This window comes from Enterobacter sp. JBIWA005, assembly GCF_019968805.1.
Taxonomy (GTDB): Bacteria; Pseudomonadota; Gammaproteobacteria; order Enterobacterales; family Enterobacteriaceae; genus Enterobacter; species Enterobacter vonholyi.
Genome location: NZ_CP074159.1, coordinates 3,007,618 through 3,027,659, shown reverse-complemented (window position 1 = coordinate 3,027,659; position 20,042 = coordinate 3,007,618). Strand labels below are relative to the sequence as shown.

Here is a 20,042-nt window from a genome sequence, read left to right as displayed (position 1 = left end):
CTGTCAGGAATGGTCTGAATGGAGGTAAACGCAAAACGGCAACATCCGCTGCCGTTTTTGGTGTTTTATCCCTCTCCCTGTGGGAAAGGGGCGGTGTGAGGGCACCAGGCCGCACCACAACAACGCTAGCTAAACATCACCTGCGCCCAGCGCGCCAGCCCTGCTGTAACGGAACCAAAATCATCGCCCCCTGCAATCGGAATACCCGGCAGCTGTTCGGCCAGCGCTTTCTTAATCAGCGGTGAACGGGCGCTACCGCCGGTCAGGTAGATGACGTCCGGCTTCTCTTTGCCGTTCTCCAGCGCCAGCTGCACCTGTTCCAGAATGCGCTGCAGCGGCTGGGCAAGCGCCGTCTCCAGACCGTCCTGCGAAATGGCGGTGGCCAGTTCGTCGCTGATGAACGGCAGGGAGACCGCATGCTCGGCGCGGTCGGAAAGGGCGATTTTACTCTCTTCCGCGGTACGTACCACGCGGTAGCTCAGACGCTGGCGCCACACTTTATAGAGGAGGGCGACTTTTTCGGCGTCCTGCGCGTCGCGAACCAGATCGTTAAGGAAGCGGCCGTTCGCGGTGCTGTAAAAATCACTTTGCGCAGGTACATCGTTGATAGCAATCGCATTCCACCACGGCAGGATCGGCAGGGCGATGCCTTTTTCCGTCTGACCGCCCATGCCGAGCAGCGGCATCAGGCTTTTGAATGCCAGCGCGATATCGAGATCGTTACCGCCTACGCGGCAGCCGCTGTGCCCGAGCAGGCTGTTTTCACGATCGCGACGGTTATGCCATTCGGGGCCCATCAGCAGCAGCGAGCAGTCCGTCGTGCCCCCGCCGATATCCACGACCAATACGCGCTTCTCTTCCGTCAGCGTGGCTTCAAAGTCCAGCCCCGCGGCAACCGGTTCATACTGGAATACCACATCGCGGAAGCCTGCGCGGTGCGCCGCGCGTTCAAGGATCCCCTGCGCCTGCTGGTTGGCCTCGTCGCCGCCCAGCCCCTGGAAGTTGATCGGGCGGCCAATCACCGCCTGGGTAATCGCATCGGTGACCTGCGTCTGCGCCTGATTGCGAATATGCAGCATCATCGCGCACACCAGGTCTTCGAACAACGCGACCTGCTGCGGCTTCAGGCCGCTGGCGCCGAGGAAGGATTTTGGCGACTTAACGAAATAGACTTCTTCGTGATCTTCAATGTAGTGCCCGAGCGAAGAGAGGCCGAACTGCACGCTGGACGGCGTAACGTCGATATCTTCCTCACGGTTAAAGCTGACCGCCCGGCGCAGCAGCGCCTGGGTCTCCGCCGCCGTGGCCGGAACCTGATGGTGGCGGAACAGCCATTCGCTCACCGCTTCACGCGTCGGTGCGCAGAGCATAGACGGCAGCAGCGTGCTCTCTTTTTCCATTTTCAGGAGCCGTGGCTGCCCGTTTTGCATAATCGCAACCGAGCAGTTTGCCGTACCGTAGTCAAATCCAATAAACACGATGAATCCCCATGCCGGTGAGAAGGGGCGAGACTTTAACGAAATGTCCGCATGGCGACAACAGGAATATGAAAGCAAGGCGAAACAGGACCTTTCCGTTTATGCTGTGAAGAACCCAAAAGGAGAGACGATGTACACCCTGAACTGACTTCCCCCTTACGACTGGCAGTGGATGTTTGGCTTTCTTGGCGCGCGTGCGGTGACGAGCATTGAAACCGTCACAAACGACTACTACGAGCGCAGTTTTGCCTGCGAAGGGCATCAGGGAATATTTCGCGTGACGCCGGATATCGCAGCCCATACGCTGACCGTGACGCTCAGTCCGGGGTTGATTCCGGTTGCGCAGGCATGCCTCGAGCGCATAGAACGCCTGTTCGATCTCTCCTGCAACCCGCAGCACATAGCGGATACGCTGGGCGATCTCGGGGCTGCAAGGCCGGGCTTACGTTTGCCGGGATCGATGGATGCGTACGAGCAGGGCGTCCGGGCGATCCTCGGGCAGCTCGTGAGCGTAGCAATGGCGGCGAAGCTGGCTTCGCGCGTGGTGGCGTTATGTGGCGAACCGGTGGCGGATTGCCCGCGCTATCTCTGCTTCCCCACGCCGCAGGCGCTGGCCGCAGCGGACCCGCTGGCGCTGAAAGCGTTGGGCATGCCGGTAAAGCGGGCGGAGTCGTTAATTCACCTGGCGCAGTCGGTTATCGACGGGACGTTTCCGCTTTTCCCGCCCGTGAATATAGAAGAGGGGATGAAGGCGCTACAGCAGCGGCCGGGGATAGGGCGCTGGACGGCAAATTATCTGGCCCTGCGCGGCTGGCAGGCGAAAGATGTGTTTCTGCCGGATGATTACCTGATTAAGCAACGCTTCGCAGGAATGACGCCCGCGCAAATTCGTCGTTATGCCGAACGCTGGAAACCGTGGCGCTCCTACGCGCTGCTGCACATCTGGTATACCAACGGCTGGGCACCGTCAGTTGATGGCGAAATAGCTGGTGTTTAGCAGAAGATCTAATGGCTGCGGCTCGGCGATAGTGTCGCCATAGATAAAATCAATGCCGATGCCCGAGAGCGTATCCATCATGATGGGCTGATTACACGGCCCTGCTATGGTCTTCATTCCCAGACGCTGGGCGTGGCCCTGAACAATGGTCACCATCATCTCATCCATCAGATTGCCATAGACGTTGCTGACCACCTCTGCGTCCAGCATCAGATAGTCGGCCATGTTCGGGCTCAGGTGCGTGAAGACGTTCATGTCGCGTCCTATCTGACTGAAGATCACACGGCAGCCCGCCTGGCGAAGCTTTTGCAGACCCCGTTGCAGGTTTTTATCCGGGCTGCACACCACGTCGGCAGAGATAACCAGATGCAGGAGACGGCCCGGCATGGGGCTTTTATCCAGCAGCTCGAGAAGTTCATCGACCAGCGTTACGCTGGCTAAACCGGCCTCAGAAAGCGGCAGTGCCACGCCCATGCCTTTACTGGCCACCTGCGCGGCGGAGGCACGGAAAAATTCACTAAAGATACGTCTGTCGAGGGCGTGCAAAAGCTCAGGCTCCGCCAGGCCCGAACGGAAGGCATGCTCCTCCTGTACTTCACCCTGGCTGGTCCACAGGCGTAACGAAAGCAGCCAGAAATTACTGCTTTCCGGGATGCGCGGGGAGGCGACGCTGCGGGCGATCATCATCAGATGATTGTCTTTAATCATGTGCCACTGTTCATCAAGCGACATCATGCTGCGCGTGTTGTGATCCCGCTCCTGCTGGGGTTCGTAAACCGTCACAGTACCGCGCCCGTTGTTTTTTGAGGCGTAACAGGCAATATCCGCCTGCGACATTACCTCTGACGCCTGATGGTTATTTTCATCAATCAGCGTGATACCTGCGCTGGCGCCGATCCGGTGCAGGCGGCCTTCCCACATAAAGTGATAGTCGTTGATGGCATGAATCAGGCGACCGGCAATATAGCGCGCGCTTTCAATATTGCATTCCGGTAACAGTAACCCAAACTCATCCCCGCCCAGACGCGCCAGCACGTCGCTGGAGCGGAGCATGGTCAGCATCAGAGAAGAGAGTTCCCGCAGCAGGGCATCGCCCGCCGCATGGCCCGCCGTATCGTTGACGGCTTTAAAGCGATCGAGATCGATAAAGACAAGGGCATGGCGCTGTCGCGTTTCGCGAACGGTCTGCAGGAGTCGTTTGAGATGATTTTCGAAGCTGACCCGGTTTGCCAGATGGGTCAGGGCATCGTGGGAGGCGCTGTAGCTCAGCTGGCGCAGCATTTTGCGCGACTCTGTCACGTCCTGAATCACGATAACCGAGCCAATATTCTGTCCATCCAGCGTGCTGAGCGGCGTAATGCTGTAATGAATATCAAAATTACCACCGGTACGGCAGTTCAGCACCACGTCCTGATCGATATCAGAACGGGACATATCGCCGCTGTGAATATTCTCCATCAGCGGCCCTTTTTCACCAAAGGTGATATGCAACACCTTCAGGATCGGCTGGCCGATAGCTTCGGTCTGCAGCCAGCCGCTCATTTTCTCCGCGACCGGGTTCATAAAGGTGACGTTCATGTTGATATCGGTGCACAGCACCGCTTCACCGATAGAGTCGAGCGTGATGTGTAGCCGCTCTTTTTCCTGGAAAAGCGCCTCGTTAAGCTGCTTAACCTCGGTCATGTCCATGTTGATACCGAGCAGCCGTTCGACTTCGCCCTGCTTATTGAGCACCCGGTTCGCCAGGGAGCGAATATGGCGCACGCCTTCCTTCACGCGGATGCGGAATTCCAGCTTAAACGGCAGACGGGATATCAGCGAGTCCCGCAGCACCTTCTCAGCGTGGGCACGATCTTCCGGCAGCATCGTATCGTGCCAGAGCTGCCAGGTAGGCTTGATATGCGGCGGGATTTCATACAGCTCAAACATCCGCTTGTCCCAGCTGATGATGTCTGGCTCGAGATCCCACTCCCAGATGCCGATGCCGCCCGCTTCGTTAGCAAGCGTAATGCGCTCCATCAGGCGCTTATTGACCCACTCGGTCTGCTTCAGGTCGTTAATGTCTTCAATCTGGGCGATAAAGTAGAGCGGCGAGCCGTCGGCATGGCGCACGACGGAGACGGCAAGCAGCGCCCAGACCACTTCCCCGTCGCGGGTGTAATAGCGCTTCTCGAGGGTGTAAGTGTTGATGTCGCCGTTGACCAGCTGTTCGAGCTGCTCCAGGTCGGTATTCAGATCTTCCGGCCAGGTGAGCTGCTGGAAGGTCAGCGACTGGAGCTCCGTCTGGCTGTAACCGAGGAAATTGCACAGCGCCTTGTTAGCCTGAAGCCATTTACCTTCGATGCTGACCAGCGCCATACCGATGGCGGAATACTCCATCGCATTGCGGAAACGCTCCTCGCTTTCGGTAATGTGCTTGCGCTCGGCGCGGAAGGCGTACATCACCATGGTCATCACGTTGGCAGGCAGGAGCAGCATCAGAAACGGCAGCCAGGGGGCGTTCAACATCGGCCCGACGTGCTGGGTTGTCAGCGCCACAGGGTTCCGGGCAATCATCAGCGACACAACCATCACGGTGACAAGAAACACCATGAACGCTTCCATTCGCGGCAAGCGCACCGCGCTCCACATAAGCAAAACGATAACGCAGGTGAAAGGCCACGGCAGCCAGGTAATGGCTGCCCAACTGAGGGCCAGCGTCACGGCCAGGGTGGTCAGGGTTTCCAGCAGCAATCGTGGGTCACGGTGGCGCAGCAGATAATGCGGTTTAAACAACAGTCCCAGTGGTACCACCGCCAGCGCGCCAATGGCTTCAGACAACACCCAGACGAAGAAATTACGCGCTGGTTCAGGGCCGGGCGCCAGCAGAGATACCAGGACGCCGCCCACCAGGGGCGGTATCACGGCGCTGCCGATGGCCACCCGGATCCAGTCATTCAGATTCTGCAGCGGGTTGTACCACGGCAGCAATTTGCGCAGCAATAACGCACCGGTAAAGGCTTCAACCACGTTAATTGAGGTGTAGGTGAGGTTTATCGATCCCCACGAAAACAGCATCCATGTGGCCAGAATATTGCCGAACGAACAGGCCAGGGCGATTCCCGGCCACATTTTTCCTGCATGGCGGTAAAACGCCACCATCATAATGGCGGTGGGGAACCAGAGCGGGGCCAGCAGGGTGCCGAACCGGGTGAGCTCCAGCGAAAATAAGGTAAAGATAAAGGTGACCAGGCCCAGACAGACAAGTCGTATTAAAGGATGTGGGGTGGTAACCAAAACCCGCTGGTATTGTTTATTCATTACCGCTTTATCCAGAGACGCCATGCCGTCAGGGAAGATGTCCGAACGCGTGAATTTGATAATTTGGTTTATGCTAGTACAAACAATTTACAATTCATATGGTGACCGCTCAGAATTTGACACCACAGACTTATTAAATAGAAGCTCCGTGAAAAAAAACGGTTAAACGCTGAAAAAACGCTCATTTAAATTTCACTCAGGGAATAAGACGTCACTTTTAGCCCAGTCTCGCAGAACCTGTGCATTCGACTGGTATCACGCCCGCGAAATCCCTATAATTGCCGCGTTTGACGCTCCGGCGTCGTCCTTCCTTAACATCCAGGTTAATCAGGTCGCTAAATTTATGACTGATAAGTCTCATCAGTGCGTCATTATAGGCATCGCCGGCGCATCGGCTTCAGGTAAAAGTCTAATTGCCAGTACGCTTTATCGCGAACTGCGTGAACAAGTAGGTGATGAGCATATCGGCGTCATTCCCGAAGACAGCTATTACAAAGATCAATCCCATCTGTCGATGGAAGAGCGCGTTAAAACGAACTATGACCACCCAAATGCAATGGATCACAGCTTGCTGTTCCAGCATTTAGAAGCGCTCAAAAGCGGCCAGGCGATTGAACTGCCCGTTTACAGTTACGTAGAACACACCCGCACCCAGGAAACCATCCGCATCGAGCCGAAAAAGGTCATTATCCTCGAAGGCATCCTGCTTCTGACCGACGCCCGCCTGCGTGAATCCATGAACTTCTCGATTTTCGTTGATACTCCGCTGGATATCTGCCTGATGCGCCGCATCAAGCGTGACGTGAATGAGCGCGGCCGTTCGATGGACTCCGTCATGGCGCAATACCAGAAAACGGTTCGCCCGATGTTCCTGCAGTTTATTGAGCCATCCAAACAATACGCCGATATCATTGTGCCGCGCGGGGGTAAAAACCGCATTGCTATAGATATCTTAAAAGCGAAAATCAGCCAGTTTTTTGAATAAGCCGCGTGAATTGTGTACCGTTCAGAGATAACCTGGTTTTACCCTGAGCGCTTACCGCCTCAGGGTACGATGCATGAAAGGAGAAAGTGCCATGCGTCTTTGTGATCGCGATATAGAAGCCTGGCTGGATGAAGGCCGTTTGTCTATTACCCCACGTCCACCCATTGAGCGTATCAATGGTGTGACCGTTGATGTACGGTTGGGGAATAAATTCCGCACCTTTAGCGGCCATACCGCACCGTTCATTGACCTCAGCGGGCCGAAGGACGAAGTCAGCGCTGCGCTCGATCGTGTGATGAGTGACGAAATCGTTATCGACGAGGGCGAAGCTTTTTATCTGCATCCGGGTGAACTGGCCCTGGCGGTGACGTTTGAATCTGTAACCCTGCCTGCGGACCTGGTCGGCTGGCTTGATGGCCGTTCTTCGCTGGCGAGACTGGGGCTGATGGTTCACGTGACCGCGCACCGTATCGATCCCGGCTGGTCGGGGCGTATCGTTCTGGAATTCTTCAATGCCGGTAAATTACCGCTGGCGCTGCGTCCGGGAATGATGATCGGCGCGTTAAGTTTTGAACCGCTGTCAGGCCCGGCAGATCGTCCTTATAACCGTCGGCAGGACGCAAAATATCGCGACCAGCAGGGCGCGGTTGCCAGCCGCATTGATAAAGACTGATCGTTAGCCCATTGAGGATGCCATGAGAAGAGTTCTGACAACGCTGATGATTTTGCTGGTGGTGCTGGTGGCTGGCCTTTCGGCGTTGGTTCTGCTGGTTAACCCCAACGATTTCCGCACTTACATGGTGCGGCAGGTCGAGGCACGCAGTGGTTATCAACTGAATCTTGACGGGCCGCTGCGCTGGCACGTCTGGCCGCAGCTCAGCATTCTCTCTGGCCGCATGTCGCTCACCGCGCCGGGAGCGTCCCAGCCGCTGGTGTCCGCAGACAACATGCGCCTTGATGTGGCGCTGATCCCGCTCATTTCCCATCAGCTGCAGGTTAAGCAGGTGATGCTGAAAGGCGCGGTGATTCAGCTCACCCCACAAACCGAAGCCGTGCGTGATGCAAATGCGCCGGTCGCGCCGCGCGAGAATACCCTTCCTGATGAGCCGTCCGATACTGGCTGGTCTTTTGATATCGGCAAGCTGAAAGTTGCCGATAGCGTGTTAGTTTTCCAGCATGAACACCAGGAGCAGGTGACCGTTCGCGACATTAACCTACAGATGGAACAGGATGCTCACCACCTTGCGACGGTAGAGTTTAGCGGACGCGTGAATCGCGATCAGCGTGATTTGACCCTGTCGCTGAATGCGAATGTGAATGCGTCAGACTACCCGCATCAGCTCACGGCTGATATCCAGCAGCTTAACTGGCAGCTGACGGGGGCAGATCTTCCCGCCCTGGGGATCGCCGGGCAGGGAACGCTGCAGGCCGTATGGCGCGAAGAACAAAAACAGCTGGAGCTGGATAATCTCAACCTGCAGGCTAATGACAGTAGCCTGAAGGGGCAGGCGAGCGTCACGCTCGAAGAGAAGCCGAAGTGGGTGCTGAATCTGCAGTTTGACAGGCTCAACCTTGAAAACCTGTTGCCGCCTCTGCCAGCCAGCGCCACGGACAGCGATGCCACGCAGACGGGGCAAAGCCAGGCACCGGTATCACGTCCGGTCATCTCGTCTAATCTCGATCAGCCTGACTATAACGCCCTGCGTGGATTCACGGCGGATATTCTGCTGAAAGCCAATAGCCTGCGCTGGCGAGGCATGGAATTTACCGACGTGAGCAGCCAGATGTTTAACCATAACGGTTTGCTGGTGATCTCCGAACTGAGCGGTAAGATGGGCGCAGGAAACCTCTCGCTGCCCGGTACGCTGGATGTCCGTAAAGACGTTGCCAGCGCCGAATTCCAGCCGCGTCTCGACAATGTTGAGATAGGCACCATCCTGAAGGCGTTTAACTACCCGATATCCCTGACGGGGCAGTTGACGCTCGCGGGTGACTTCTCAGGTTCGCAAATTGATGCCGATGCTTTCCGCCGCGAGTGGCAGGGGCAGGCGCATCTCGATCTGAAAAATTCCCGTATGGAAGGGCTTAACTTCCAGCAGCTGGTGCAGCAGGCGGTTGAGCGCAGCAGCGATGTAAAAGCCCAGGATAACTACGACAGCGCCACCCGCCTCGAGAGCTTCACCGCGGACCTGACGCTGGACAACGGCCAGCTTACTCTCGACGGAATGCAGGGCGACTCTTCACTCTTATCTGTGACCGGTGAAGGCAAGCTGGATCTGGTGAAAGAGACGGCGGATACGCGCTTTAACGTTCGGGTACTTTCCGGCTGGCAGGGTGAAAGCAAGCTCATCGACTTCCTGAAAGAGACGCCGGTCCCGCTGACCGTATACGGCAAATGGCAGGCACTGAATTACAGCCTGCAGGTGGATCAGATCCTGCGCAAGCATCTGCAGGATGAAGCGAAACGTCGGCTTAGCGGCTGGGCGGATCGTAATAAAGATTCACAGGACGGCAAGGATGTGAAAAAGCTGCTGGATAAGCTGTGATGTCCGTTGTGCCTCGCCTTACCCGGAGGCCAGTGCGGCCTGATGCCCTCACCCCGACCCTCTCCCACGGGAGAGGGAGCAAATACTAAAACGGCAACCGGGTTGCCGTTTTTTTTTACCTAAACCTCAAAATCCAGTTCTTCTTCATCCCGCAGCGGAATGAGCTGAACCTTCTGCACGCGATGGTTTTCAATCTGCAGCGTTTTGAGCAGATAGTCTCCCACCTGAACCTCTTCTCCCGGCTGCGGGATACGCTGCAAGTACTCCATCAGCAGGCCGGCAATGGTGTGATATTCTCGTTTTTCATCCAGCGGCAGCGGCACGTATTGCACCAGGTCTTCCAGCGGCATGTGGCCGTTAGCCGTCCAGGAGCCGTCTGCGTTTTTCTGAATGTCGTGGCGCGCGTCAATCTCATCCACCTCGTTAGGCAGATTACCGGCGATCGTTTCCATCACGTCGCTGAGCGTGACCAGCCCTTCCACTGAACCAAACTCATCTACTACAAAGGCAAAGTGCGTGCGCGCGTTACGGAATTGCTCCAGGGCGGAAAGTAGCGGTAGCCCTTCCGGGAATACCAGCGGCTGGCGGACCAGGACGCGGAGATTGAGCGGCTCACCGTGAAGCTGCTGCTGGAGCAGGTCAATAACGTGCACCACGCCCAGCAGCTCATCTTCTTCTTCACCGCCGGTCACCACCACGCGGGTGTGCTGGTTTTTATCCAGCAGTGCGCGAACGTGCGCTTCCGGGGCCGTCAGGTCGATATGTTCAATGTCATGTCGCGATGTCATGATGCTGCTAACCGTCCGCTGATTGAGATTGAGCACCCGCTCAATCATCAGCCGTTCCTGCGGGTTAAAGATCTGCCCGTCGCTGTGATCGGCCAGCATGGCGGAGGATTCGGCGTCAAGCTCGGCATCCTCTTTCTTACCGCTTAACAGGCGCATAACCGTGTCGGCCGTGCGCTGACGCAGGGTCTGATTCGCGGAAAGGAAGCGGCGGCGGTTAAATATCGCCAGCTGGTTAAGCGCTTCAATCATGACGGAGAATCCGATGGCGGCATACAGGTAGCCTTTCGGAATATGGAAGCCAAAGCCGTCGGCCACCAGGCTAAAGCCAATCATCAGCAGGAAGCTCAGACAGAGGATCACGATGGTCGGGTGACTGTTCACGAAGCGGGTCAGCGCCTTGCTGGCCATTACCATCAGCGTGATGGCAATAATGACTGCGGCCATCATCACCGCAAGGTGGTCCACCATCCCGACGGCGGTGATCACCGAGTCAAGGGAGAAGACCGCATCCAGCACCACGATTTGCGCCACCACCGGCCAGAATTTCGCCCCGCGGCGCTGGGTCGGGTTCTCGCTGTCTTTGCCCTCCAGCCTCTCGTTGAGCTCCACGGTGGCTTTAAACAGCAGGAACAACCCGCCGAAGAGCATGATCAGATCGCGGGCGCTAAAGCTCAGACCGTGAATGGAGAACAGAGGCTGAGTGAGCGTCACCAGCCAGGAGATAGAGGCCAGCAGCAGTAGCCGCATCACCATAGCCAGCAGCAGACCCGTTACGCGCGCGCGGTCGCGCTGGGAAGGAGGCAGTTTTTCAGCGAGGATGGCGATAAAGACCAGATTATCAATCCCGAGCACCAGCTCGATGACGACCAGCGTAACCAGCCCGGCCCAGATTGAGGGATCGGCAATCCATTCCATAGTAATAGCAATACCTTCTGTAATATGACAAATGTCACACTTCGATCATGGATAAAGCTGGGGGAAATTGCAATGCCGGGCTGAGATTTCTCTTAATACGACGGGTAAAAAAGAGAGCATTCTCAATAATCTGTAAATAAGCGAAATACGTATATTTAATTACAGGGAAAACATTTTAGGATATATCGCAGGCGATGATTTTTACTTTCATTTTGTCAATATAAAGAAAATCCTAAAAGGTCAAAAATTTGCTCTTAATATTAATCTTAAAAACCGATATTAGGACAGTTGTCTCCTTGCCTGCTATTAGGTTAGCTGCAACAATTCTCCCAGCATCAAATGTTAAATCTCGGTGTTGCTATTAATGTTCGGTCTTCAGGGATGGTTATTCATTATTCGTCGGGTTTCTCAAGCGACTGATATATTTCCAGAAGACCTTGCTCAAGAGGGTGTCTATCCATAACACATTGTTTAGTCAGTGGATTGGTAACTGAAAGCCAAGGGCGGTAGCGTGCCTGAAAGCGTGTGAATCAGCCTCGATTATTCTGTCAAGAGCCAATGGATGAATAAGCTTTTTTTAGGACTGATGCCAGTTATATTTCTATTTGATTAACTGCATGCTGAAACCCAATACGACTCGAGCTTATTTAAATTGCACAGGATAATTACTCTGCCAAAGTGATAAATAATCAATGATGAAATCCAAAATGAAATTGATGCCATTATTGGTGTCTGTGACCTTGATGAGTGGTTGCACGGTCTTTCCCGGCAGCAATATGTCAACAATGGGTAAGGATGTGATCAAGCAACAGGATGCCGATTTTGATCTCGACAAAATGGTGAATGTTTATCCACTTACGCCTCGTCTGGTCGAACAATTACGTCCACGTCCGAATGTTGCCCAGCCGAATATGTCGCTGGACCAGGAAATTGCGTCCTACCAGTATCGCGTGGGGCCGGGTGACGTGATCAACGTGACCGTCTGGGACCACCCTGAACTGACCACGCCTGCGGGCCAGTACCGCAGCTCAAGCGACACCGGTAACTGGGTGCAGTCAGATGGCACCATGTTCTATCCCTACATTGGTAAAGTCCATGTTGCGGGGAAAACGCTTGCCGAGATCCGTAGTGATATTACCGGCCGCTTAGCGCAGTACATCGCCGATCCGCAGGTGGACGTTAATATCGCCGCATTCCGCTCGCAAAAAGCCTATATCTCGGGCCAGGTGAACAAATCCGGCCAGCAGGCCATCACCAACGTTCCTCTGACCGTACTGGATGCCATCAACGCCGCGGGCGGGTTAACCGACGGCGCCGACTGGCGCAACGTCGTGCTCACCCACAACGGGAAGGAGCAGCGCATTTCGCTACAGGCGCTGATGCAAAACGGCGATCTGACCCAGAACCGCCTGCTTTATCCGGGCGACATTCTCTACGTGCCGCGCAATGACGATCTGAAAGTCTTCGTGATGGGTGAAGTGAAGAAACAGAGCACCCTCAAGATGGACTTCAGCGGTATGACGCTGACCGAAGCGCTGGGCAATGCTGAGGGTATCGATCTGACGACCTCTAACGCGACCGGTATCTTCGTGATCCGTCCGCTGAAAGGTGAGGGCAGCGCGAAAGGCAAGATCGCCAACATCTACCAGCTGGATATGTCCGATGCGACCTCTCTGGTGATGGCGACGGAGTTCCGTCTCCAGCCATACGATGTGGTGTATGTCACCACCGCGCCGGTTGCCCGCTGGAACCGTCTGATCAACCAGTTGCTGCCAACCATCAGTGGCGTTCGCTACATGACGGATACGGCGCGCGACATTCATACCTGGTAATCCGCGATGTTTAACAAAATTCTGGTGGTATGCGTGGGGAACATTTGCCGTTCCCCTACGGCTGAACGGTTGTTGAAACACTACCAGCCCGAACTAACCGTTGATTCGGCAGGGCTGGGTGCACTGGTCGGTAAAGGTGCCGATGAGCGCGCAACGAGCGTAGCGCGGGATCATCACCTCTCTCTTGACGGTCACGTGGCCCGCCAGGTCACTGGCCGCATGTGCCGGGAGTATGACCTGATCCTGACGATGGAAAAACGCCATATTCATGCGCTGTGCGATATCGCTCCGGAGATGCGCGGCAAGGTGATGCTGTTTGGTCACTGGGACAATGAACGTGAAATCCCCGATCCGTATCGCAAAAGCCATGAGGCCTTTGAGGCGGTTTACACCTTACTTGACCAGTCTGCCCAACAGTGGGCGCAGGCACTGAAAGTTCAGCAGGGATAACAATGACAGAAAAAACAAGACCTTCTGCCGCCCCGACTTCGGGCAGTGATGAAATTGATATTGGGCGCCTGGTCGGCACTGTTGTAGAGGCAAAGTGGTGGGTGCTTGGCATTACCGCCGTATTCGCCGCGGCGGCCGTCGTTTATACGCTGTTCGCCACCCCTATCTACAGCGCCGACGCGCTGGTGCAGATCGAGCAGAATACCGGCAACTCGCTGGTGCAGGATATCGGCTCCGCGCTGGCGAACAAGCCGCTGGCATCCGACGCTGAAATTCAGCTCATCCAGTCACGTCTGGTGCTGGGTAAAACGGTTCACGATCTCGGGCTCGATATCTCCGTCACCAAAAATACCTTCCCAGTCTTTGGTGCCGGCTGGGACCGTCTGATGGGGCGAAGCAATGACACGGTGAAAGTCACTGACTTTGTGCTGCCGAAAGGGGCTGCCGATCAGACGTTTACCCTGACGGTTCTTGGCCCGAAACAGTATCAGCTAACCAGCGACGCAGGTTTTAGCGCCCGCGGTGAAGTGGGGCAGATGCTGACCAAAGACGGCGTCAGCATGATGGTCAGCGCGATTAACGCCCAGGAGGGCGGTGAATTCACCGTCACCAAATTCTCCACGCTGGGGATGATCAACAATCTGCAAAACAACCTGACCGTCACCGAAAACGGTAAGGACACCGGCGTGCTGAGCATGACCTTTACCGGTGAAGATAAGGATCAAATCCGCGACATCCTGAACAGCATTACCCGCAACTACCTTGAGCAGAACGTCGAGCGTAAGTCGGCGGAAGCGGCGAAAAGCCTGGCGTTCCTGTCAAAACAGCTTCCGGAAGTGCGCGCCCATCTCGATGAAGCCGAGAACAAGCTGAACGCTTATCGTCAGGATAAAGACTCCGTTGACCTGCCGCTGGAGGCAAAATCGGTCCTTGATTCGATGGTCAACATTGATGCGCAGCTCAACGAGCTGACCTTCAAAGAGGCGGAAATTTCCAAGCTTTATACCAAACGCCACCCGGCCTACCGCACGCTGCTGGAGAAACGCCGTACGCTGGAAGAGGAGAAGGCGAAGCTCAATGACCGCGTGACCGCGATGCCGAAAACGCAGCAGGAGATCGTGCGTCTGACCCGCGACGTGGAGTCCGGACAGCAGGTTTACATGCAGCTGCTGAACAAGCAGCAGGAGCTGAAAATCACCGAAGCCAGTACCGTCGGTGACGTGCGTATCGTCGACCCGGCGATTACCCAGCCAGGGGTGCTGAAGCCGAAGAAAGCGCTGATTATTCTCGGCAGCATTATTCTCGGCCTGATGCTCTCCATCGTCGGTGTACTGCTGCGTTCGCTGTTCAACCGCGGAATCGAAAGCCCGCAGGTGCTGGAAGAGAGCGGTATCAACGTCTATGCCAGCATTCCGCTGTCTGAGTGGCAAAAATCCCGTGACAGCGTGAAAACCATCAAGGGCGTTAAGCGTTACAAACAGAGCCAGCTTCTGGCGGTGGGTAACCCAACCGACCTCGCTATCGAAGCGATTCGCAGCCTGCGCACCAGCCTGCACTTCGCGATGATGCAGGCCAAAAACAACGTCCTGATGTTAACCGGCGTTAGCCCCTCAATCGGTAAAACCTTCGTCTGCGCCAACCTGGCGGCCGTTGTCAGCCAGACCAACAAGCGCGTGCTGCTGATCGACTGCGATATGCGTAAGGGCTACACCCACGAACTGCTGGGCACCAACAACGTTAACGGTCTGTCGGAAATCCTGCTCGGTAAAGGTGACATCAGCCAGAGCGCGAAACCTACAACGGTGTCGAAATTCGATCTGATCCCACGCGGTCAGGTGCCGCCTAACCCGTCCGAACTGCTGATGAGCGAGCGCTTCACCGAACTGGTGGAGTGGGCGAGCAAAAACTACGACCTGGTGCTGATCGATACGCCGCCGATTCTGGCCGTGACCGACGCAGCCGTCGTTGGCCGCCATGCGGGCACCACGCTGATGGTAGCGCGTTACGCGGTTAACACCCTGAAAGAGGTGGAAACCAGCCTGAGTCGCTTCGAGCAGAACGGGATTGAGGTGAAAGGGGTGATCCTGAACTCCATCTTCCGCCGCGCGACCGGGTACCAGGATTACGGGTATTACGAGTACGAATATAAGTCTGACAGCAAATAACAATCCCCCTCACCCTAACCCTCTCCCGAGGGGAGAGGGGCGGGGTGAGGGATCAGGGGAAGATCATGACCACACAACGCCCTTTAGTTTCAATCTATATGCCGACATGGAATCGTCAGCAGCTGGCGATCCGCGCAATCAAGTCGGTGTTACGTCAGGATTACGATAACTGGGAGCTGATCATCGTTGATGACTGCTCTTCCTCGTATGAACAGCTGCAAAAGTTTGTGACTGACCTCAACGACCCGCGGGTGGTCTATACCCACAACGCCATCAACTCCGGCGCCTGTGCGGTGCGTAATCAGGCGATTATGCAGGCCAAAGGGCAGTATCTCACCGGAATTGACGACGACGACGAATGGACGCCTAACCGCCTGTCTATTTTCCTGTCGCATAAAGAACAGCTGGTTACGCACGCTTTCCTGTACGCCAACGACTATGTCTGCCAGGGCGAGGTCTACTCGCAGCCCGCCAGCCTGCCGCTGTACCCGAAATCACCGTACTCACGCCGCCTGTTCTACAAGCGCAACATCATTGGTAACCAGGTATTCACCTGGGCCTGGCGTTTCAAAGAGTGCCTGTTTGATACCGAACTCAAGGCCGCGCAGGATTACGATATTTTCCTGCGCATGGTGGTGGAATACGGCGAGCCGTGGAAAGTAGAAGAGGCTACGCAGATCCTGCACATCAATCACGGGGAGATGCAAATCACCTCCTCGCCGAAGAAGTTCTCCGGCTACTTCCATTTTTACCGCAAGCACAAGGACAAGTTTGACCGTGCCAGCCGTAAATATCAGCTCTTTACCCTCTATCAGATCCGCAATAAGCGCATGAACTGGCGCACGCTGCTGACGCTGCTGTCCGTGCGTAACGGCAAGCGTCTGGCTGATGGACTTCGGGGGAAATAATGTTTCTGGAAGATTGCCGCGCTAACAGCTGGAGCCTGCGTCCGTGCTGCATGGTTCTGGCGTACCGCATCGCGCACTTTTGCTCGGTGTGGCGCAAGAAAAATGTGCTGAACAATATCTGGGCGGCACCCGTGCTGGTGCTGTACCGCATCATTACCGAATGCTTTTTTGGCTATGAAATTCAGGCCGCTGCCACCATTGGCCGCCGCTTTACCATCCATCACGGCTATGCGGTGGTGATCAACAAGTTCGTGGTTGCCGGGGATGATTTCACCATCCGCCATGGGGTGACCATTGGCAACCGCGGGCCGGACAGCCTGGCCTGCCCGGTTATCGGCAATAACGTCGAGCTGGGCGCGAACGTGGTGATCATCGGTGACATTACGATTGGTAATAACGTCACGATTGGTGCTGGCAGCGTGGTGCTGGACAGCATTCCGGATAACGCGCTGGTGGTGGGAGAAAAAGCCCGCGTGAAGGTGATTAAATGAACATTCTGCAATTTAACGTACGCCTCGCAGAAGGCGGCGCGGCAGGCGTGGCGCTGGATCTGCACCAGCGCGCGCTGCAAAAAGGACTCCAGTCTCGTTTTATTTACGGCTATGGCAAAGGCGGCAAGAAAAGCGTTAGCCACGATAATTTCCCGCAGGTGCATAAGCACACGCCGCGCCTGACCTCGATTGCTAACATTGCGCTGTTCCGTCTGTTTAACCGCGATCTGTTTGGCAACCTGAACACGCTGTACCGCACGGTAACCCGTACCACCGGCCCGGTTGTGCTGCATTTTCACGTGCTGCACAGCTACTGGCTGAATCTGGAAGAGGTGGTGGCGTTTTGCCAGAAGGTGCAGGCCCACAAGCCCGACACCCGCTTTGTCTGGACGCTGCACGATCACTGGAGCGTAACCGGGCGCTGTGCGTTTACCGACGGCTGCGAAGGCTGGAAAGATAACTGCCAGAAGTGCCCCACATTAAGCAACTATCCGCCGGTGAAGGTGGATCGCGCGCATCAGCTGGTCGCCGGAAAGCGCCAGCTTTTCCGCGACATGCTGTCGCTCGGCTGTACGTTTATCTCCCCGAGCCAGCACGTGGCCGATGCCTTCAACAGCCTGTACGGGGCAGGGCGCTGTCAGATTATTAACAACGGCATCGACGTGGCGACGGAAGCCATTCTCGCCGAGCTGACGCCGGTGGCAGAAACCGCGGGCAAACCGAAAATCGCTATCGTTGCGCATGACCTGCGCTACGACGGGAAAACAAACCAGCAGCTGGTGCGCGACATGATGGCGCTGGGTGACAAAATTGAGCTTCATACCTTCGGCAAATTTTCCCCGTTCGAAGGGGCTAACGTGGTGAACCACGGGTTTGAAACCGATAAGCGCAAGCTGATGAGCGCGCTTAATGAAATGGATGCGCTGGTATTCAGTTCACGCGTGGATAACTATCCGCTGATCCTTTGTGAAGCGCTCTCCATCGGCGTGCCGGTGATTGCCACCCACAGCGATGCGGCACGTGAAGTGCTGGAAAAATCCGGCGGCAAAACTTTTGCGGAGCAGGAGGTTCTGCCGCTGGTTCAGCTGCCGAAGGCGCAGATCGCTCAGGCCGTTTTTGGCACTGACCTGGAATCGTTCCGCAACCGCAGCCGCAAGGCCTACAGTGGACAACAGATGCTGGAGGAATATGTCTCGTTCTATCAGAATCTGTAGTTATCTGCTGCTGCCGCTGATCTACCTGCTGGTCAACGTCAAAATTGCCCAGCTCGGCGAAAGCTTCCCGATAACCATCGTCACCTTCTTGCCCGTTCTGCTTTTGCTATATGTCGATAAAATCAACCTTAAGAAGCTGATGATTGCCTTAGGGTTGGGCACGGGCCTGACGCTGTTTAATTACATCTTTGGCCAGTCGCTGGATGCCAGTAAATACGTCACCTCGACCATGCTGTTTGTTTATATCGTTATTATTATCGGAATGGTCTGGAGTATTCGCTTCAAAACGATTTCTCCGCACAATTATCGGAAAATCCTCAGGTTCTTTTATATTGCCGTTGCGTTAATTGTTATGCTTGCTGCAATGGAGATGGCGCAAATTATTCTTACCGGCGGCAGCAGCCTGATGGAGATAATTTCGAAATATCTCATTTACAGCAACAGCTATGTATTGAACTTCATCAAGTTCGGCGGGAAGCGTACCACGGCCCTCTATTTTGAACCGGCGTTTTTCGCTCTGGCGTTAATCTCAATTTGGCTCAGCATCAAACAGTTTGGTATCAAAACGCCTAAGACCGATGCTATGATTCTTGCAGGAATTGTTCTCTCTGGATCGTTCTCAGGGGTAATGACATTTATCCTGTTTTACCTGCTGGAATGGGCGTTTCAGTACCTGAACAAAGATGCGATTAAGAAAAAACTGCCGCTGGCGATTATCTCCCTGACGGTATTTATGGTGGGCGTGATATTTGCCTTCCCGTACATCTCAGAACGTCTGGGTGATTTGGGAACGGAAGGGTCTTCGTCCTATTATCGCATCATTGGACCGCTGGTGATGGTGGGTTATTCCTTAACCCATATTGATGGTGTAGTAAGATTCGGCTCACTTTACGAATATGTTGCATCATTCGGAATCTTTAACGGTGCGGATGTCGGTAAAACCATAGACAATGGTCTGTATCTGTTAATTATTTATTTTTCATGGTTCGCCGTACTGTTGACGCTGTGGTATCTGTTTAAAGTTTTCAAAATGATGATTAACGCGTTTGGTGATAACCAGAACTTTCGCGTGCAACTTTATCTGTTTACGCCGGTGTCGCTGTTTTTTACCGGCTCAATATTTAGCCCGGAATATGCTTTCTTGATTGTCTGTCCGTTTATTCTGCGCAAAGCGCTTAATATTACGCACGTATGACGAAATGAGGTGATTTATGTTTCTTAGCGTCATTACTGTCGCTTTTCGTAATTACGAAGGGGTGGTAAAAACCTGGCGCTCGCTGCGCAACCTGGCGCGCGATCCAAGCCTCACCTTTGAGTGGATTGTGGTCGACGGCGGCTCGAACGATGGCACGGCGGAGTTTCTGGAAAAACTCAACGGTGAGTTCAACTTACGCTACATCAGCGAGAAAGATAAAGGCATCTACGATGCGATGAACAAAGGCATCAATATGGCGCAAGGCCGTTATGCCATCTTCCTGAATTCGGGTGATATTTTCCATGACGACGTCGCGCTGTTTGCCCGTCAGCTGGCGCGCCAGAAAGAGGACGCCATGTATATTGGCGATGCGCTGCTTGATTTTGGCGACGGACATAAAGTGTGCCGCAGCGCGAAGCCGGGCTGGTATATCTACCATAGTTTGCCCGCCAGCCATCAGGCCATTTTCTTTCCGGTAAAAGGTCTGAAAAAACAGCCTTATGATTTGCAGTATAAAGTGTCATCCGATTATGCGCTGGCAGCCAGTCTGTATAAGTCAGGTTACCCGTTCCGCCGAATTAAAGGGCTGGTATCTGAATTTTCAATGGGTGGTGTGTCAACCTCGAATAATCTGGAGTTGTGCCAGGATGCCAAAAACGTACAGCGTAAAATATTACGCATGCCGGGGTTCTGGGCGGAATTATCTTATTTTTTACGCGTGCGCACCACGAGTAAAACGAAAGCCTTATATAACAAAGCCTGAATATAAGGAAACGTA

The 20,042-nt window shown here is 54.9% G+C and carries 15 protein-coding genes; 12 read left to right on the top strand and 3 right to left on the bottom strand.

All coding sequences use genetic code 11. The annotated features are described in order from the left end of the window. Positions 1 to 125 precede the first annotated feature (125 nt). Positions 126 to 1,478 (bottom strand): molecular chaperone, encoded by a 1,353-nt coding sequence (gene yegD, locus KGP22_RS14390; RefSeq protein ID WP_149366512.1) that lies wholly within the window; start codon positions 1,476 to 1,478, stop codon positions 126 to 128. Between the two features lie 172 nt (positions 1,479 to 1,650). On the opposite strand from yegD, the gene alkA reads away from it, so the two are divergent. Then, entirely contained in the window at positions 1,651 to 2,475 is an 825-nt protein-coding gene (gene alkA / locus KGP22_RS14385) for a DNA-3-methyladenine glycosylase 2 (RefSeq protein WP_223579659.1), read from the top strand. Here alkA and KGP22_RS14380 read toward each other — a convergent pair. After that, a complete protein-coding gene (locus KGP22_RS14380; RefSeq protein WP_149366514.1) occupies positions 2,446 to 5,775 on the bottom strand; it encodes a diguanylate cyclase in 3,330 nt (1,109 codons plus the stop codon). The two genes, alkA and KGP22_RS14380, sit on opposite strands and share 30 nt — an antisense overlap. A gap of 343 nt (positions 5,776 to 6,118) precedes the next feature. On the opposite strand from KGP22_RS14380, the gene udk reads away from it, so the two are divergent. From udk to asmA, 3 genes are all read left to right on the top strand, one after another. Then, the gene (gene udk / locus KGP22_RS14375) at positions 6,119 to 6,760 is read left to right on the top strand and encodes a uridine kinase (RefSeq protein WP_008500855.1); all 642 of its coding nucleotides are present in this window, start codon (positions 6,119 to 6,121) and stop codon (positions 6,758 to 6,760) included. A gap of 91 nt (positions 6,761 to 6,851) precedes the next feature. Then, positions 6,852 to 7,433, top strand: a complete 582-nt coding sequence (dcd, locus tag KGP22_RS14370; protein WP_111965787.1) for a dCTP deaminase — start codon at positions 6,852 to 6,854, stop codon at positions 7,431 to 7,433. A 22-nt stretch (positions 7,434 to 7,455) separates the two neighbouring features. Continuing rightward, complete coding sequence (asmA, locus tag KGP22_RS14365) at positions 7,456 to 9,306, top strand: outer membrane assembly protein AsmA (protein WP_111965786.1); 1,851 nt, start codon at positions 7,456 to 7,458, stop codon at positions 9,304 to 9,306. A gap of 119 nt (positions 9,307 to 9,425) precedes the next feature. On the opposite strand, the gene KGP22_RS14360 is transcribed toward asmA, so the two are convergent. Continuing rightward, positions 9,426 to 11,009 carry a TerC family protein gene (locus KGP22_RS14360; RefSeq protein ID WP_115875802.1) on the bottom strand — a complete coding sequence of 528 codons (1,584 nt, stop codon included), beginning with the start codon at positions 11,007 to 11,009 and terminating at the stop codon, positions 9,426 to 9,428. Between the two features lie 692 nt (positions 11,010 to 11,701). Between KGP22_RS14360 and KGP22_RS14355 the strand changes: the two genes are divergently transcribed. The 8 genes from KGP22_RS14355 to wcaE all read left to right on the top strand — a co-directional run bounded on the left by KGP22_RS14355 (position 11,702) and on the right by wcaE (position 20,027). Further along, a complete protein-coding gene (locus KGP22_RS14355; protein ID WP_014170829.1) occupies positions 11,702 to 12,841 on the top strand; it encodes a polysaccharide export protein in 1,140 nt (379 codons plus the stop codon). A 6-nt stretch (positions 12,842 to 12,847) separates the two neighbouring features. Continuing rightward, positions 12,848 to 13,291, top strand: coding sequence for a low molecular weight protein-tyrosine-phosphatase Wzb (wzb, locus tag KGP22_RS14350; protein WP_023312405.1), 444 nt, complete (start codon positions 12,848 to 12,850; stop codon positions 13,289 to 13,291). A gap of 2 nt (positions 13,292 to 13,293) precedes the next feature. Further along, entirely contained in the window at positions 13,294 to 15,456 is a 2,163-nt protein-coding gene (gene wzc / locus KGP22_RS14345) for a tyrosine-protein kinase Wzc (protein WP_223579657.1), read from the top strand. 65 nt (positions 15,457 to 15,521) lie between these two features. Further along, positions 15,522 to 16,364, top strand: a complete 843-nt coding sequence (gene wcaA, locus KGP22_RS14340) for a colanic acid biosynthesis glycosyltransferase WcaA (protein WP_023312403.1) — start codon at positions 15,522 to 15,524, stop codon at positions 16,362 to 16,364. Next, entirely contained in the window at positions 16,364 to 16,855 is a 492-nt protein-coding gene (wcaB, locus tag KGP22_RS14335) for a colanic acid biosynthesis acetyltransferase WcaB (protein ID WP_115875801.1), read from the top strand. Before wcaA ends, wcaB begins: the two co-directional genes overlap by 1 nt. Next, on the top strand, positions 16,852 to 18,069 hold the full coding sequence (wcaC, locus tag KGP22_RS14330; protein WP_143345305.1) for a colanic acid biosynthesis glycosyltransferase WcaC: 1,218 nt from the start codon (positions 16,852 to 16,854) through the stop codon (positions 18,067 to 18,069). The genes wcaB and wcaC overlap by 4 nt, the downstream gene beginning before the upstream one ends. Beyond that, positions 18,044 to 19,264: a colanic acid polymerase WcaD gene (wcaD, locus tag KGP22_RS14325; protein WP_008499419.1), complete on the top strand. Its 1,221-nt coding sequence runs from the start codon at positions 18,044 to 18,046 to the stop codon at positions 19,262 to 19,264. Before wcaC ends, wcaD begins: the two co-directional genes overlap by 26 nt. A 16-nt stretch (positions 19,265 to 19,280) precedes the next feature. Further along, on the top strand, positions 19,281 to 20,027 hold the full coding sequence (wcaE, locus tag KGP22_RS14320) for a colanic acid biosynthesis glycosyltransferase WcaE (protein WP_219368862.1): 747 nt from the start codon (positions 19,281 to 19,283) through the stop codon (positions 20,025 to 20,027). The last annotated feature ends 15 nt before the right edge of the window (positions 20,028 to 20,042 follow it).